Origin of the sequence: Rhizobium sophoriradicis (assembly GCF_003939025.1) — a bacterium.
GTDB classification, from domain to species: Bacteria; Pseudomonadota; Alphaproteobacteria; order Rhizobiales; family Rhizobiaceae; genus Rhizobium; species Rhizobium sophoriradicis.
In genome coordinates, this window is the sequence record NZ_RQIH01000029.1 from 1 (window position 1) to 15,662 (window position 15,662).

Genomic DNA, 15,662 nt, shown 5'->3' on the forward strand with positions numbered 1-15,662 from the left:
TCTCTATCGCTGTCTTGCACGCGACCATCAGGCCCATCGCCATCGACCAGCTGCTCCATCGGCTGCGCGAGCCTCCGCGAAGGCGATGCGCCATCGCACATCGACGGCTAAGTTAGCGCCTATGGGGCTTGACCCGAGGACCCATGCCGGCCTCGTCGATTGCGGCTGTGGGATGACGGAGGGTGGGGTGCTGTTGCTGCCATACTTCGGCTGCCGCGTGTTTGCCGAGTGAGTTGCTGACGACTAGACTGTTTGTCATTTCCGCTCGCGCGACTAGTTTAGGGGAAGCAATCCTCCCGAATGGGAGGGAGACGACCGGGAGCAAGTCATGTGCCGAAATATCAAGCCTCTCTTCAATTTCGATCCGCCGGCGACGGACGAGGAGATCCACGACGCCGCACTGCAGTTCGTGCGGAAGCTGAGCGGAACCAACAAGCCTTCGAAACGCAATGAGGCCGCCTTCGAGCATGCGGTCAATGCCATCGCGAAATGCGCCCACGAACTGCTTCATTCGCTGGAGACCTCGCAGCCGCCTCGCGACCGTGCCGAAGTCGCGGCGAAGGCGCGTGCGCGATCAGCGATGCGCTTTGCTTGAAGGCCCGATCAAGGCGCCGGCGGATGGACCGGGCTGCCGAAGAGCGCACCACCATCCGCCACGCCGGCAGCAAGCATGGCACCAACCGCCCCCGTCTCCGTCATCCCAGGCCTTGAGCCTGGGATCCACGGCCGCAATCGATGAGGCCGGCATGGTCCTCGGGTCAAGCCACAACGAAGGGTGGGGTGAGCTGTGGCGCGGCACCGCGGCGTGTCACCGTGCTCCATTCACCGAGTGATCTTTGTCCCGGCCGTCTCGCTTTCGGCAAGGCGGAAATTATGCTGCAACTTGTCGACCCCGCAGCCGTGAGGTCACAAGTGTTTGTCAGCCCGAGGATCGACATGCCCATCTTTCATGCCAAGTGTCCCTGCGGCGCGCTTTCCCTGGAGGTCGATGGCGACCCCTTGCACAACCACATCTGCACCTGCACCCGTTGTCAGCGTGCATCCGGCAGCGCGCTGTCACACAATGTCTGGTTCCGCGAGGGGGATGTCCGGATCGTCTCCGGCGACTATTCGACCTGGTTTCCGCAAGGCGAAAGCACGCCCGATGTGATGAAAGCCTTCTGTCGGATCTGCGGCGGCGGTGGATTCTCGAAATCCGGAGATTATTTTCCCGGCTCGGTCGTCATCGCCGGCGGCACATTCGCCGATCCGGCCTTTCCCGCCCCGGATCATGTCCATTGGTGGAACAACCGTCCGCACTGGATCGGCCTCGCCGAGGCGATCGAGCGTCATGGGGAGGGTTGAACTTATCCGGGAGACGCTTGAATTGCGTCCGAGAAGCCGCGGCGTCGGCACGCACCGCCATGGGGGCGGGGGCTTACGGAACCAACTCGCCTCGCTGAAGGTTATAGTCTTGTCGCTTGGCCATCGTCGCTCGATCTGCGGGACAGCCGGCGCTCAATGATTCACAATGGGGAAATCCTATGGAAAATGAAGGTATCGGCTGGATCGCCGCAATCATCATCGGCGGCATCGCCGGCTGGCTCGCCGAGATGTTCATGAAGAGCAACATGGGCGTGCTGATGAACGTTCTTCTCGGTATTGTCGGCGCCATTGTCGCCAACTTTATCCTGTCGCTCTTCGGCGTCGCCCTTGGCGGATGGCTGGGTTATCTGATCGCGGGCTTCATCGGAGCCTGCATCCTGATCGCTATTGCAAGAATGATCAGACGTCCGGCCTGACGAAACAGGAGGCGCCGCCAAACCGGCTGCCTTCTTCACGCACGCCTGCCGACCGCGAGCGTGGCTTGAGGCATCTTGTGTTCAATTCGCCCGGCGAACCATGACGTTTGCCGGGCATTTAAAATCTCCGTCTCATCGGTCAGGCGTAAAGCCTCGGCCAATACCGCTTCGGCTCATTGCCTGTCGCGGCTTTGTTCCCCCGACATCGTCTCCAACTGCCCGGGAAACTGCCCGTAAGCCACCAGAATGGACCTGATCAGCCCCGGGAAGCGTTGGTCGAGTTCGGCGCAGCGGGTCTGGTTGCGCATCTCCACCCCCTGGCGCTCGCTGCGGATCAGGCCGGATTCACGCAACACTTTGAAATGGTTCGACAGCGACGATTTTGGGATGACGCGGTCGCCGAGGTCGGCAAGCGCCGAGCACGTCCCGCCGCAGCCGGCGGTGGCAAGTTTTGCAAAGATGGCGACGCGCTCGGGATCGGACAGCGCATAGAGGATCGCCTCCGGCCGTATGTCCTCCAGGGCTGGGTGAAAGAGCGGTCTCATGAATTTTATATAGCGCCCCTTGACATTAAGATCAACAGTTCCGAATTTCTGAACTATGGAACAAGCCGCCACTCCCGGCGGCAGTCCAGATCAGAAGGAATGGAATATGGCGAAGCTCACGGGTAAAGTCGCAGTGGTTACGGGGGCCTCCAAGGGGATCGGCGCCGCCATTGCCAAGGCGCTGGCGGCCGAAGGGGCGAAAGTCGTGGTGAATTACGCCTCGAGCAAGGCGGGAGCCGATGCGGTGGTCGAAGCGATCGGCGCGGCCGGCGGCAAGGCGATTGCGGTTCAGGGCGATGTTTCCAAGGCCGAACAGGCCCAGGGCGTGGTCGATGCCGCCGTCAGGGAATTCGGCAAGCTCGACGTCTTGGTCAACAATTCCGGCGTATACGAATTCGCCTCGATCGAGGAAGTGACCGAGGAACATTATCGCCGCATCTTCGACGTCAACGTTCTCGGCGTTCTCCTGACCACCCAGGCGGCGGTCAAGCATCTCGGCGAGGGCGGCAGCGTCATCAACATCTCCTCGGTCGTCACCAGCATGGCGCCGCCCGCTTCTGCCGTCTATACCGGCACCAAGGGCGCCGTGGAGGGCATCAACAGTGTGCTCGCCAAGGAACTCGGCCCGCGCAAGATCCGCGTCAACGCCATCCTGCCGGGTATGGTCGAGACCGAGGGCACACACACGGCCGGCGTCATCGGCTCGGATCTCGAGCAGACCGTCGTCGCCCAGACGCCGCTTGCCCGCATCGGCCAGCCGGACGATATCGCCGGCGTCGCGGTCTTCCTCGCTTCCGACGATGCCCGCTGGCTGACCGGCGAACGGCTGGCCGCCAGCGGCGGCTTCCGCTAAGGACGGCGCGCGCGCTTTCTTGAGCCTGCGCATACCCCGGTGTACAAGGTTCACCCCACCCTCCGTCGTCCTCAGGCTTGACCCGAGGACCCACGCCGGCCTCGTCGACTGCGGCCATGGATTCCAGGCTCAAGGCAATGACGGAGGTTGGGGAGGGCCATCGGCAAGAGGCGCAACGGAGGTTGGGGAGGACGGACTGCAAGTGGCACATGCCTGCTGATATTCCTCAACTATCGCTGGATCTGCCCCGGAGCCCGCCCCACCCTCCGTCGTCCTCGGGACCCGAGGACCCACGCCGGCCCTCTCAGCTGGCCCATGGATTCCAGGCTCAAGGCCTGGAATGACGGAGGTTGGGGAGGGCCATCAGCAAGAGGCGCAACGCCGCTCCCATTCTCTCACCATCGCTGGATTCCGCGCCATGAACTGGCCCAAGGCAGCTTCGAGAACATTCGCGTCATCATAAACGGTTGAGCACCGCCTGTTGTCGTTGGCTCAGCACCGTCGAAGGCGCCGGCGAACATCTGTCGTTGAAATCGGTCTCAGAGTTCGGATTTTCGCGACCAGATGGCATCGCCCAGCCAGGAAAAGTTCGAAAACTCGCCACGCCGATGAGAGAAGCGCCGCCGCAAGGCGATCAAGGCCCACCCGACCCCGCCGTCCTCGGGCTTGACCCGCTCAAGTTGGTGTCAACAGGCTCCCGCCGGTCGGCACATTGGGGTCTGCCCAGCGCCGGATAGTGCCGGTACCCAAATCAGCAGCGTAAAGCCAGCCGTCCGGTCCCTTCTCAATGTCTACCAAATAGGGGACGTTCGTGTCGAAGACCTGTACGTTCGAGATCTGCCGGCTTGCGTTCATTGTTGCGGTGTAGACATTTCCATTGACAAGATCCGCAAACATCAGGGTGTTGTCGTTGTAGAAGTCCCCGACCGTGATCGCAGTGGCGTTGTCAGGCGAGCCGTGGCTTCTCGATAGCAGCGGAAAAACAGCAGCCTGATCAGAAGGGCTGTTTCGGTTCCCATTGTTGTAGAAGCTGATCGCCTGAGGGAGATTCTGGTAGCCGCCGGTTTGGGCAGGACCTTCCAGATACGGCCAACCGAAATTGGATCCTGCAGGGCCGGTATTTATTTCCTCCCAACTGGTCCAGCCGACATCTCCGAGCACGGGCAGCTTGGTCACCGGATCGAAGGTGAAGCGATAGGCGTTGCGCACGCCGGAATAGAATACCTTGGACTGATTGCTGTTCGGATCTGCGGGGTCATAGAAGGGGTTCCCCGGAACGCCCGCGCCGGTGATGGGATCTATCCTCAGGACTTTGCCGGACAGATTGTGAACGTCTTGAGCCCGAACCGTGCGAGGGTCCATGAAATTGTATGACGTGCCGTCTCCGTTGCTGAAGTACAGCATGCCGTCGGGCCCGAAATGGACAGCTCCGTTGGAATGGGAGTCACTGTCCGTCGCCAGATAGTCCCGAATATTCTGATTCTGGATTCCGGCGCGATCTGGATCGTTGTCCTGCGTTCCCACCTCGATTTGGCTTGCAGGGGCGGTAATGGTGGTGCCGTTGACGATGCCGGACGGCGGTATGTTCACAGCGCCGGTGCTGTCGAGATCCGGACGGCTGGTGTATGCCCAGGTGCTATTGGTACCGGCCAGCACCACCATGCTGGCCGGATCGGCGATCATCGTGTTGGGGTTGACCGTAAGCCGAACGAGGCGAGAAGGACGGTTCCCCTTGGTGTCAGGTCCCGCCAGGCCGGTTCCATTCGCGGTTTCTGGCGGATCGTAAGTGTAGAGCAGATAGACGTATGGATTTGCCGCGAAGTTCGGATGAATAGCCATCCCCAGCATCCCCCGATCGCCGGGCGTATAGTTGACCTGGCTGGACAAGTCGACAAGCGGCGTCGATCTCAGCGTGCCGTTGTCCACCACCCGCACAATGCCATTCTGTTGCGCGACAACCATATAGCGGCCATCGGGGGTCCAATCCAAGGCCGTCGGCTCGCTCAAGCCGGACACGACGGTCTGTCGGACCAGATTGCCCAGGTTGCTGTCGTCGTCCAGGATGTTGACGGTCGCTGTCGCTTGGCTCCCCAGGACAGCACCTGTGGGGTTGCTCAAGTTTACTGTGAAGCTTTCATTGCTCTCAGCCGTCGTGTTGTTGAGCAGCGGAACAGAAATGGTCTGGATCGCTTGCCCTGCGGCAAATGTCAGCACGCCCGTTGTTGTCGTATAATCGGAGCCGGCGATCGCGCTGCCATTGCTCGTTGCATATGCAACGGATGCCGTGGCATCGATGTTTCCGCTGCGCTGAACCGTGATAGTGGCGGTGGCCGCCGCCTCCGACAAGGTGATGACCGGATTGCTCAAGGAGATGGTGGGTGCGGAATCGTCGTCGACTATCGAGACCAGAACAGTCCGCGGCGCCGCCAGCGAGCCACCAGGCCCGGGATTCTGGATGCCAACAGAAAATGTCTCGGTCCCTTCGGCATTAGGGTCATTGACGATCGGGATGACAAACGTCTTGCTGCTCTCGCCGTCCGCGAAAACAACTTGTCCGGTGTTCGCCCGGCCATTGAAGGTCGGTTGCGTATAGTCCGCTCCAGCCTGGGCCGCTCCGGCTCCGCCGATCTCGTTGGTCGTGTACTCCAGTGTCAGCTGCCCGCTCGTGCTGCCTGTGCGAACGACGGTGATGGTTGCAGCGCCCGCTGATTCACTCACGAAGATGGTGGCGTTGTCCCGCAAGGCAACGCTTGATCCAGCAGAAAACACGACATCGCGGAAGTAGTTTTCGTTCTGGTAGACGAGGGTGGGAAACGTGCCGATGGTTTCGTTGTAGACGCCGGCGCCGGCCGGTGCGGTCAATCCGCCATTGCTGATGGGGTTGGCGAAGCCGTTCGAGGTCAGCGAATAGTAGCTGTTGGCATTGACCGAGACGACGTAGGTGGTGCCCGCATTGATGACCAGCGGGCTTGCCAAGGTCTGCTGCTGCCAGCCTGAGGCCGTCTCATTGGTGAAGGTGACGCTTGCCAGCTGCTGCCCGGTAGCCGACCAGATGCGGCCGACATGCGTGCCGGTCTCGCTGGGAGATTTGTAATAGCGGATCGCCTGGATCGAACCGGTATTGCTGCTGACGAAGCGCATCCCGACTTCCCAGTCCACTCCAGGTCCGTCGGTGAAGTTGGGCTGGGCCGGCGTCTGGGTGGTGAAGAGGCTGACGGGGCTTGAACTTACTGATGTAATCGGGGCAGTCGCCGCGCTCACGACGGTCTCGCCAGTGCCACGCAGGTCGGTATAAGTGGCATTCACCCGCAGGCGCTTGCCGACGAGACTGCTGCCCAGCGTCAGGCTTTGCCCGGCCGCGACGTCGGTCCACGTACTGCCGTTGTCGCTGCTCTGCCACAGATAGCTGACGCTTGCCGGCAGGCCATCGATGTCACTGAGGCTGGCGGTCAAGGTCTGGCCCTGGCTCGCTATGCCATTGATCGAGATCACGCCGGGATCATTGACATTGGCGACTGCCGAGGGCGTCGCCGGGCTGGTGACATTCTCGCTGTTGCCGAGGTTGTCGATGTAACTGGCCGTTGCCCGCACGAAATTGCCGACCTGGGCCTGCTGCAGGGTCAGCGTATTGGCAGTCGCTCCGCCGATATTGCTCCACGTGGTGCCGTTGCTGCTCTGCTGCCATTGATAGGTCACCGATCCCGGCACACCGTCCGCGTCGGAGACAGCGGCCGTCAACAATTGACCCTGCGTCGCGGTCCCGCTGATGCCAAGCGCACCCGGCTGGTTGTTGGGATTGGCCGCCGCAGCAGAAAACACGACATCGCGGAAGTAGTTTTCGTTCTGGTAGACGAGGGCTGGAAACGTGCCGATGGTTTCGTTGTAGACGCCGGCGCCGGCCGGGGCGGTCAATCCACCATTGCTGATGGGGTTGGCGAAGCCGTTCGAGGTCAGCGAATAGTAGCTGTTGGCATTGACCGAGACGACGTAGGTGGTGCCCGCATTGATGACCAGCGGGCTTGCCAAGGTCTGCTGCTGCCAGCCTGAGGCCGTCTCATTGGTGAAGGTGACGCTTGCCAGCTGCTGCCCGGTAGCCGACCAGATGCGGCCGACATGCGTGCCGGTCTCGCTGGGAGATTTGTAATAGCGGATCGCCTGGATCGAACCGGTATTGCTGCTGACGAAGCGCATCCCGACTTCCCAGTCCACTCCAGGTCCGTCGGTGAAGTTGGGCTGGGCCGGCGTCTGGGTGGTGAAGAGGCTGACGGGGCTTGAACTTACTGATGTAATCGGGGCAGTCGCCGCGCTCACGACGGTCTCGCCAGTGCCACGCAGGTCGGTATAAGTGGCATTCACCCGCAGGCGCTTGCCGACGAGACTGCTGCCCAGCGTCAGGCTTTGCCCGGCCGCGACGTCGGTCCACGTACTGCCGTTGTCGCTGCTCTGCCACAGATAGCTGACGCTTGCCGGCAGGCCATCGATGTCACTGAGGCTGGCGGTCAAGGTCTGGCCCTGGCTCGCTATGCCATTGATCGAGATCACGCCGGGATCATTGACATTGGCGACTGCCGAGGGCGTCGCCGGGCTGGTGACATTCTCGCTGTTGCCGAGGTTGTCGATGTAACTGGCCGTTGCCCGCACGAAATTGCCGACCTGGGCCTGCTGCAGGGTCAGCGTATTGGCAGTCGCTCCGCCGATATTGCTCCACGTGGTGCCGTTGCTGCTCTGCTGCCATTGATAGGTCACCGATCCCGGCACACCGTCCGCGTCGGTGACAGCGGCCGTCAACAATTGACCCTGCGTCGCGGTCCCGCTGATGCCAAGCGCACCCGGACGGTTGTTGGCACCGGCAATCGTCGCGGTCGGCGCGCTCGCGCGGTTGGTTTCGACACCACCCAGCTGATCGGTGTAAGTGGTCCTCACACGGACTTGCCGGCCCACCTGCGCCGCCTGCAGTGTCCAGTTCGGACCGGTGGCTCCGGCGATGTCGGTCCAGGTCGTCCCGATCAGCTGCTGCCAGCGATAGGTGATCGACACGTTGGCGAGCCCATCGAGGTCGGTAACGGCCGCGGTCAGGGCTTGGCCTTGAACGGGCGTACCGGTGATCGTCGCCACGCCTGCGTCGTTCAGGTTGGCGACTGCCGTCGTCGGACCGCTGGCGACCGTCTCGTTGTTACCAAGGGCATCGGTGTAGGTGGCGGTCGCTCGAACCTGCTTCCCAACCAGTGCTTGCTGCAGGCTGAGTGTTTTCGCAGTGGCGCCGGCAATGTTGCTCCACGTGCCGCCGCCATTGCTGCTTTGCTGCCATTGGTAAGCGACGATGGTCCCGGAGGGGAGCCCGTCAACATCAGTAACGCCCGCCGCGATCGTCCGATTTTGAGTTGCGGCCCCGATGATGGAGATGACGCCAATGTCGTTGCCGGCAGGATTACTCGCGACGATCGGGGATGTAGCCAAGCTGGTTCGATTGTTTTCGGTTCCTCCCGACTGATCGGTATAGGTTGCCTGGACGCGGACCTGCCTGCCGACCTGCGCTGCCTGAAGCGTCCACGTTGAACCGGTGGCGCCCGCGATGTTGCTCCAGGTGGTTCCGATCAGTTGCTGCCATCGATATGTGATCGACACGTTGGCGAGCCCATCCAGATCCGACACCGCGGCGGTCAGGGCTTGGCCTTGCAGGGGTGTACCGGTGATCGTGACTACGCCGATGTCGGTCGCGTTGGCGACGGCGGCATTGGTGGTGCTGGCAGCCAGTTCCTGGTTACCCAAAGCATCGGTGTAAGCAGCGGTTGCCCGCACCCGCCTTCCGACTTGAGCTTGCTGCAAGGTCAGGGCGGCTGTCGCTGCACCTGTTATATTGCTCCACGTGGCACCGTTATCGCTGCTCTGCTGCCACTGATAGGTAATGACCGTCCCTGACGGTAATCCGTCAACATCCGTGACGTTTGCCGCCAAAGTCTGATTCTGAGTCAGAGTCCCGCTGAGAGAAACAACGCCCTGCGCCATCACACGCTACCTCCGCATCAACCTATCAATGTTGCCTGCTAAGTCGTCGAGCTATCAATGTGCCTGCTAAGTCGTCGAAGCGTGGCGGCAGGAGTGCTGTGTCCCACTATTTCCCACGCGCGCTGAACCCCACTCGGCGGACTATGCTCCGATCCTTTGGACTTTCCAATTAGCTCTTTCCTGGTAGAATTCTGTCAAACTCACACGCCCTTCGTGCACTGGAGCTCAGTTGCGGCTGGCAAATGGATGCGGACAGCGCGGCTTTTGCCACTCATTCGCGGATGAAGCCGAGGCTTTCGTGGCCCTGCTGCGTGGACGGTAAGTGCCATGTCGATCCGCCATTCACACGCGCGTTTGCCGAGCAAGGGCTAGCGAAGAGTGCACGCCGCCAGGCGCAGGGCAGGGGGCGCCTTTCGCTGTCGTTCCCCAAGGGTCTGCCCTTGCGTGATCGGCCAAGGCTCTGGATGCCACGCTCAAGGCCTGGAATGACGGAGAGCGGGGGTGCGTTCCCGCTCAACTCGCCGCCGGCGCAGCATATGGCGCCGCTCGACACGGCGTCAGAGCCCTTCATTTCAGCGCGCCTTCGTTTGCTGGCGAAGCCTTCCGAGTGTCGCAGACGGTTCCAATGGCAGGACATCGCGCCACCTTGGCGCGGGAGATTTCCGCGTTACCTATGCCGGCGGCATGGAGGTAGACAATGAAGATGCAAAGATTCACGATCGCCGACGCTGCGCTGGAGCCTTCCCCGGGGCAGGAGGCAGACATTCGCGTCGGCAATCTCGTCGACGAGCGGCATGGCGGGCCGATCACCATCGGTTATGGACGCTACGCGGCCGGCCAGAGCCTGACCGAAACGATGGCGGTCGACGACGTCATGATCGTTCTGGAAGGGCGGCTTTCGGTTTCGACGGAGGACGGGACGGTGAGCGCCGGACCGGGCGAGATCGTCTACATGCCGAAAGGCGAGACCGTGACGATCCGCTCGCATGAGGAGGGCGCATTCACCGCCTATGTCACTTATCCCCATTGGCGGCCGGCGCATTCGTAAGACGCAAGGTGACGTGACGCTTCCCTCAGCTGACCCGGTTGCTTTCAAACGCGACGGGGATGGCTGTATTTGACGTTGCGGCATTGACCGCTCGGCGGATGGTTGCAAGGATCTCTGTCTGTCGGCAACGAGAGGTTGGCATGTCTATCGCGACCTTACCTGCACCGCCCTATTACGTCGTCTGCTTCTCATCGCAACGAACGGAGGTCGAAGACGGCTATGGTGACGTCGGCGCTGCGATGGTGGAACTGGCGCAGCAGCAGCCCGGATTTCTGGGTTTCGAAAGCGCCCGCCGTGCCGACGGATTCGGCATCATCAACTCCTATTGGCGGGACGAGGAAAGCATCCGGGCATGGAAAGCGGTTGTCGATCACGTCGAAGCGCAACGCCGGGGCAGGGCAGACTGGTATAGGCGCTATGAAATCCGTGTCGGGCTGGTTCAACGCGCTTATGGATTCGAAGCGGAAGCCGGCAAACTGCGATGGTCTTCGCCCCTTGATCGGGTGCCGTCCGTGACGGATTCAAGGCCCGTTTGCTTTCAGCGCTTCCACGAAACGGATGACGTCGCCGACCATGTTATCGTCGAAGATGTCGTTGTGACCCGCACCGTCATAGATCACCATCTGCTTGGGCTCGGGTGCGAGGCGGTACAGCGCCTCGCCTGAAGAAAGCGGGATGCTGTCATCGAGCCGGCCGTGCAGGAACAACTTCGGTTGTCTGACTTTGCCGATGTTGAGGTCCGAGCGGAAGGGATCCTTGAGAAGAACTGCGACCGGGAGGAACCGATAACGCGTCTGCGCAACCGACAGCACCGACAGGTACGGAGACACGAGAATGACGCCCACGGCCGGCCTGTTCGCGGCCGTATTGACGGCAACGCCGGTGCCGAGTGACCGGCCGAGCACAACGATGCCGCTTCCGGCCTTGGCCGAAAGCCAGTCGAAGGCGGCAATGCCGTCTGTCAGCAGCCCCTGTTCGCTGGGTGAGCCGGTCGATCCGGGATAGCCGCGATAGGAAATCGCCAGCAGTCCGATCCCCAGCGCGGCCAGCGCCTGTGCGAGAAAGGCGTAATTGTCGACGCGGTCACCGTTTCCGAAAAAGAGCAGCACGCAGGGCTTGTCGCTGTCGCCCTGGCTGTACAATCCCTGCAGCAGCTCGCCGTCGGGCGTCTTGATGTGGACCGTCTCGCCCCAGCTTGCGGGCTCCGGCAGAGGTGCGGCGCCGGCGCCGGGATAAAGCAGCGATCGCTGAGAAAAAAAGACCAGGGCCACGACCGCCATGTAGGTGATGGCCGCCATCAGCGGCAAGATCAGCAAGTATCTCGTAGCGCTCACGACAGAATGGACCCGCGGTTTGGCAATGCCCGGAACGCTTTGCAGCAACCGCGGCCCGTTGCGGCGTGGTGTGCTCGGCGTAGCGGCAATAATTGCACAAAGCCTTCCTATGGAGAAGAGGTCGAGACGCGTTACGCCTTCACGCTCGCAGAAGGGCTTCGCTTATGGCCTCTCAGGCTGGGAAAGGGTTTCGCCACGCATCCAGTTCTTCAAGCCGTTCGTACCAGGTTTGGATATGCCGGAACTCGGCGAGTGGAATATCGGCAGCGGCTGCATAAGGAAGTGCGGCGGCCAGTGCGAAATCCGCAACGGTCAGCGTCTTGCCGACGGCGACGCTGTTGGTGGCCAAATGATCGTCGAGCACGCGAGCATGCAGCCGAAAACTCGCCTTCGCATCGTCGATCACGGCCAAGTCAGGCTTCCCGCCGAACAACGGCTTGATCAGGGATTCAAACCACAGCGTTGCCCCGTGCAGGGTGAAATGACTGGCATCCCAGCTCAACCAGCGCAGCACGTCGATCTGCCGGTGGTCATGCGGCCAGAAATCAGATGCGACGGTGTCAGACAGCCTGCACATGATGGCGTTGGCTTCCCATAAGGTTCCGGCATCATCCTGCAGCACCGGGACTTTGCCGTTCGGGTTAAGCGCCAGGAATTCTGCGCTACGCTGTTCTCCGCCTGCGAGGTCAACCCTGACGAACTCGACGTCGGCCTGCAGAAAACGAGCGGCGGCGCAGGCCTTGCGGGGATTGAGCGTCTCGCAATAATAGAGCTTCATCGCCGCCTTATGCATTGTTCCGCCCTTCGGATTCAGTCTCAACAAAAGAGCGCAACCGCTCGAAACTTTCCGACCAGCCGGATTCATGACCCGCAAGGGAGGATGCGCTTTCGAAGCCACTTTGGCGAAAGGTCATTTCCGTGCCTCCGTCACTTTCCCTGAAGGTGATGGTGACGAGTGTTTCGGGACTGGTTTGCCCGGTTCCGCGCTCCCAGGCATGTGTGAAGACAAGCCTGTGCGGCGGCTCGACCTCCAGATATTTTCCGCCGACCCAATGCTCTTCTCCATCCGGCGCAATCAGGCAGGCGCGGTGTCTACCGCCGGGCCAGGCTTCAAGTCTGTCGCCCACCGCCTTGAAACCGTGAGGACCACACCATTGCACCAGGGCTTCCGGGTCGGTCCATGCCCTGAAAACGAGATCGCATGGGGCATCAAACCTTCGCACAAGAACCAGGTCGCGGCTGTTGTCGGTGTCGGTTTCCGGATTAGTCATTTTCGTATCCTTGTACCTTGGACAGATAATCATCGAGGCGATCAAAGCTTTGATCCCAGAAGCGTCTGTAATCGGCCATCCAATCAGCAATCGTCTTCAACGCTGCCGGTTCGAGGACGCGGGGACGCGAATTCGCTTCACGGCCGGACCGGATCAATCCGGCTTGTTCCAGGACCTTGAGATGCTTTGATATGGCAGGCTGAGACAACTCGAAGGGATCAGCGAGTTCGGCCACCGTCGCCTTGCCCGTCGCAAGCCGCGCGAGAATGGCTCGCCTTGTGGGATCGGAGAGTGCGGAGAAAATCGCGTCAAGCTGGTCGTCCATACATCACCACATAGCTATATAGCCAAATGGATAAATTCTGTGCGGCGAAATGTCAAAAGCTATTTTGCGTGCTTTTCAGCCGAAGCGATGGAATTTCGATTGCGACTTCATCTCAGGCAGGAACTTGAGGGGAGTTACCGACGTTTCCCCCCCTCGAAAGGAGCCCGTCATGGCCAAAATGAAAATCCCGAAGAAGATCGGCGGATATAAAGTCCCGAAGACAATCCGAAAGAATTCCATTCTCAAGGGCATGCTCGCCAACAAGGCGGGACGTGATGTTCTCGCCAGCGCCTTGGTTGCTGGTGCGGGCGCGGCGGCGGCTGTCCTTGTCGAGGAGCGCGAGGAGATCGCGGATGCTGCAAAGACCGCCGGGCGCAAAGGCGCCAACACGCTGGGCTTGATCGGAGAAGCTTTCCAACGTGCATCGGACGCAGCAATCGATGTCGTGCGCGATGCAGCCGGCGATATGCTGCCGAAAAAATCCAAGAAACTCGCAGATCAAAACCCTCGGAAGGGCGTCGCCGTTCACTAGCGACCGCGCCGCCCCGGAAGAAGAAGCGCCGGCTGGAAGCCCTGATGCGCGATCGCGCCGACGACGGAGTGCTGGAGCAGGCCAAAGCGGCCGCTACAGCAAAAATGATCGGAAAACTGCTTCGTAAGCACCCGCTGATCGCCGCCGAACTGGTCGCTTCGGGGGCGGCAAGAGGGTTTGCGGTTGGAGTCAGCGAAGCCGGCAAACGGATATTGGGTGGTGACGCCACCAAAGAGGACGGCAGCCCCGATGAAGGAGAGGAATCTTAAAGAAAACTCGGCGAGGCGATACTCAAGACGCTAGTGTGCAGAAGCGCGATCGGGCTTTGAACTGGCAAGCCGATCGGCAGCTGTCACAAATGCGCTTCTCTCGGCAGGCGCCCGGATTAAGCAAAATACTGTTTCCTCGGGTGCGACCGGAGGCGGTGAAGCACATCCCTCAGCCCCGGCTCATGGACGTGGCGGGCGGCCTCCGCCAGAGACACCCATTTGCGCCGCCGCTCCGCGCTCTCGGGGAAATCGTCGTCGATCTCGGAAACTTCCAAAGCGTGAACCGTGACATGATACGGCCAGCTGCGGCCGGGTTTGCGGTAGGTGAACGTACCCAGGACCTCATCGCTTACGTGACCTCGCACCCCTGCCTCTTCGTAGCTCTCGCGCGCTGCCGCTTTTGAGCTCGTCTCGCCGATGTCGATATTGCCTTTCGGAATGCCCCACCTGGCGCCGCTCCGGTTGCTCAACAACAGGACCTCACGTCCGTTCTTGGTTTTCCGGACGCATAGAGCTGCCGCTTGGGCATGTCCGTGCAGCAGGAGCCGAATACCACCAGCTGCGATATGGATAAGGCGATCCATCGCGGTTCCCTCCTATACGACAAACTAACCAGCGCGGATGAAACCGGTTCCATCGCCGCGCACAGTGTCCCGAGCCCTGCGGTGATGTCCCGGCGACGGCGTAAATCACACATTATCAGTCGCTTGCGCTCTCGCCGCCGGAACTTTTGCCGGCCTGTCGGGTTTGCTGCGCATGTTGAAGAAGCACCCCACCCAGCCCAGACTCGGGACGATCAGCGTCATCGATGACCGAGAGGTTCATGTTCTTGAAAGCGGTTCGCCAAACGGAAGCCCGGTTGTTGCTCTGCATGGCTGCGGCAGTCTGGCGGAGGAGGTGCTGCTCCCGCTCGAAAACAGCAAACACCGGCTGATCGCCATCGATCGTCCCGGCTACGGCTTGAGTTCCCCGCTGCCACCACCGGAACGGGGGCCGCTCGGCCAGTCTTTCTGGATTGAGCGCTTTCTCGAGACCTTGGCGGTCGGGCCTGTAACGATCGTCGCCCATTCGATCGGCAGTGCCTCGGCCCTTCATCTGGCTGCCCGCCGACCTGAGCTCATAAAAGCACTCCTGTTGATCTCGCCTTGCTGCAGTCCGCTTCCTCCGAAGCCCTTGATCCTGCTGCGCGCCGCGGTTGCGCCTTTGACAGGGCCGCCGATCCGCCGCCACATCATGCCCCGCTGGGCCTCCTTCTTTCTCCGGCACGGGCTTCGGTCATCCTCATTCCCCAATGCTCTTCCCGCCCATCTGAACCTGTTGCCTGCCGGCCATATGATCCGGGCAGGAGCGATCGAGACGATGGCCGACGAGCTGCGAGTTTTCAACCGGGACATGGCTCTGCTGGCAGGCGAGCCCGAGCAGCTTCCCGTCCATGTGCTCTTCGGCTCGCAAGACCTCATCGTCGATCCGAACCGGCACATCGCTTGGCTTCGGCAAAGATATCCCGGCCTTCTTGTGAAACGCCTTGAAGGCGTCGGCCATATGCCGCATCACGTCGCCCCGGCCGTGGTGTTGCGGATGCTGAACGCGATCATCGAAGAGCGTTCTCCCTTATCGGCGGTCGATCCTCCGCGATTGACGGACGTCGCGTGAACCCTGGAGATCGGCCGCAGTTGCACGCGGACCGATCATTTTACG

Annotated in this window: 15 protein-coding genes and 1 pseudogene; 9 read left to right on the forward strand and 7 right to left on the reverse strand. The window is 61.2% G+C overall.

Annotated features, from left to right (window positions below; translation table 11 throughout):
- Positions 1 to 328: 328 nt before the first annotated feature.
- The 3 genes from EFR00_RS31360 to EFR00_RS31370 all read left to right on the forward strand — a co-directional run bounded on the left by EFR00_RS31360 (position 329) and on the right by EFR00_RS31370 (position 1,781).
- Positions 329 to 595 carry a DUF2277 domain-containing protein gene (locus tag EFR00_RS31360; RefSeq protein ID WP_077991143.1) on the forward strand — a complete coding sequence of 89 codons (267 nt, stop codon included), beginning with the start codon at positions 329 to 331 and terminating at the stop codon, positions 593 to 595.
- Between the two features lie 341 nt (positions 596 to 936).
- On the forward strand, positions 937 to 1,344 hold the full coding sequence (locus tag EFR00_RS31365; RefSeq protein WP_077991142.1) for a GFA family protein: 408 nt from the start codon (positions 937 to 939) through the stop codon (positions 1,342 to 1,344).
- A gap of 179 nt (positions 1,345 to 1,523) precedes the next feature.
- On the forward strand, positions 1,524 to 1,781 hold the full coding sequence (locus EFR00_RS31370) for a GlsB/YeaQ/YmgE family stress response membrane protein (protein WP_009986535.1): 258 nt from the start codon (positions 1,524 to 1,526) through the stop codon (positions 1,779 to 1,781).
- A 173-nt stretch (positions 1,782 to 1,954) separates the two neighbouring features.
- On the opposite strand, the gene EFR00_RS31375 is transcribed toward EFR00_RS31370, so the two are convergent.
- Positions 1,955 to 2,326 carry an ArsR/SmtB family transcription factor gene (locus tag EFR00_RS31375; protein WP_010059764.1) on the reverse strand — a complete coding sequence of 124 codons (372 nt, stop codon included), beginning with the start codon at positions 2,324 to 2,326 and terminating at the stop codon, positions 1,955 to 1,957.
- 106 nt (positions 2,327 to 2,432) lie between these two features.
- Between EFR00_RS31375 and EFR00_RS31380 the strand changes: the two genes are divergently transcribed.
- On the forward strand, positions 2,433 to 3,179 hold the full coding sequence (locus tag EFR00_RS31380; RefSeq protein WP_038687527.1) for a glucose 1-dehydrogenase: 747 nt from the start codon (positions 2,433 to 2,435) through the stop codon (positions 3,177 to 3,179).
- 675 nt (positions 3,180 to 3,854) lie between these two features.
- Here EFR00_RS31380 and EFR00_RS31385 read toward each other — a convergent pair.
- Positions 3,855 to 9,185, reverse strand: a complete 5,331-nt coding sequence (locus tag EFR00_RS31385; RefSeq protein ID WP_245435287.1) for a DUF4082 domain-containing protein — start codon at positions 9,183 to 9,185, stop codon at positions 3,855 to 3,857.
- 697 nt (positions 9,186 to 9,882) lie between these two features.
- On the opposite strand from EFR00_RS31385, the gene EFR00_RS31390 reads away from it, so the two are divergent.
- Both EFR00_RS31390 and EFR00_RS31395 read left to right on the forward strand, forming a co-directional pair.
- Complete coding sequence (locus EFR00_RS31390) at positions 9,883 to 10,233, forward strand: AraC family ligand binding domain-containing protein (protein ID WP_039618483.1); 351 nt, start codon at positions 9,883 to 9,885, stop codon at positions 10,231 to 10,233.
- Positions 10,234 to 10,373: 140 nt separating this feature from the next.
- Positions 10,374 to 10,700: pseudogene (locus EFR00_RS31395) on the forward strand (antibiotic biosynthesis monooxygenase family protein); the annotation flags it as partial.
- A gap of 54 nt (positions 10,701 to 10,754) precedes the next feature.
- Here EFR00_RS31395 and EFR00_RS31400 read toward each other — a convergent pair.
- The 4 genes from EFR00_RS31400 to EFR00_RS31415 form a co-directional block, all read right to left on the reverse strand.
- A complete protein-coding gene (locus EFR00_RS31400) occupies positions 10,755 to 11,567 on the reverse strand; it encodes an alpha/beta hydrolase (RefSeq protein ID WP_077990185.1) in 813 nt (270 codons plus the stop codon).
- Between the two features lie 172 nt (positions 11,568 to 11,739).
- Positions 11,740 to 12,360: a glutathione S-transferase family protein gene (locus EFR00_RS31405; protein ID WP_183758835.1), complete on the reverse strand. Its 621-nt coding sequence runs from the start codon at positions 12,358 to 12,360 to the stop codon at positions 11,740 to 11,742.
- Entirely contained in the window at positions 12,353 to 12,838 is a 486-nt protein-coding gene (locus EFR00_RS31410; protein WP_077990184.1) for an SRPBCC family protein, read from the reverse strand. The genes EFR00_RS31405 and EFR00_RS31410 overlap by 8 nt, the downstream gene beginning before the upstream one ends.
- A complete protein-coding gene (locus EFR00_RS31415; protein WP_010060140.1) occupies positions 12,831 to 13,163 on the reverse strand; it encodes an ArsR/SmtB family transcription factor in 333 nt (110 codons plus the stop codon). Before EFR00_RS31415 ends, EFR00_RS31410 begins: the two co-directional genes overlap by 8 nt.
- A gap of 169 nt (positions 13,164 to 13,332) precedes the next feature.
- On the opposite strand from EFR00_RS31415, the gene EFR00_RS31420 reads away from it, so the two are divergent.
- Together EFR00_RS31420 and EFR00_RS31425 are read left to right on the forward strand one after the other, a co-directional pair.
- The gene (locus EFR00_RS31420; protein ID WP_038687533.1) at positions 13,333 to 13,695 is read left to right on the forward strand and encodes a hypothetical protein; all 363 of its coding nucleotides are present in this window, start codon (positions 13,333 to 13,335) and stop codon (positions 13,693 to 13,695) included.
- Between the two features lie 44 nt (positions 13,696 to 13,739).
- Entirely contained in the window at positions 13,740 to 13,964 is a 225-nt protein-coding gene (locus tag EFR00_RS31425) for a hypothetical protein (RefSeq protein WP_010055177.1), read from the forward strand.
- Positions 13,965 to 14,080: 116 nt separating this feature from the next.
- On the opposite strand, the gene EFR00_RS31430 is transcribed toward EFR00_RS31425, so the two are convergent.
- Positions 14,081 to 14,548 carry an NUDIX hydrolase gene (locus tag EFR00_RS31430; protein ID WP_077990183.1) on the reverse strand — a complete coding sequence of 156 codons (468 nt, stop codon included), beginning with the start codon at positions 14,546 to 14,548 and terminating at the stop codon, positions 14,081 to 14,083.
- A gap of 172 nt (positions 14,549 to 14,720) precedes the next feature.
- Here EFR00_RS31430 and EFR00_RS31435 point away from each other — a divergent pair, with 172 nt between their 5' ends.
- Positions 14,721 to 15,617 (forward strand): alpha/beta fold hydrolase, encoded by an 897-nt coding sequence (locus EFR00_RS31435; protein WP_077990182.1) that lies wholly within the window; start codon positions 14,721 to 14,723, stop codon positions 15,615 to 15,617.
- Positions 15,618 to 15,662: the final 45 nt, after the last annotated feature.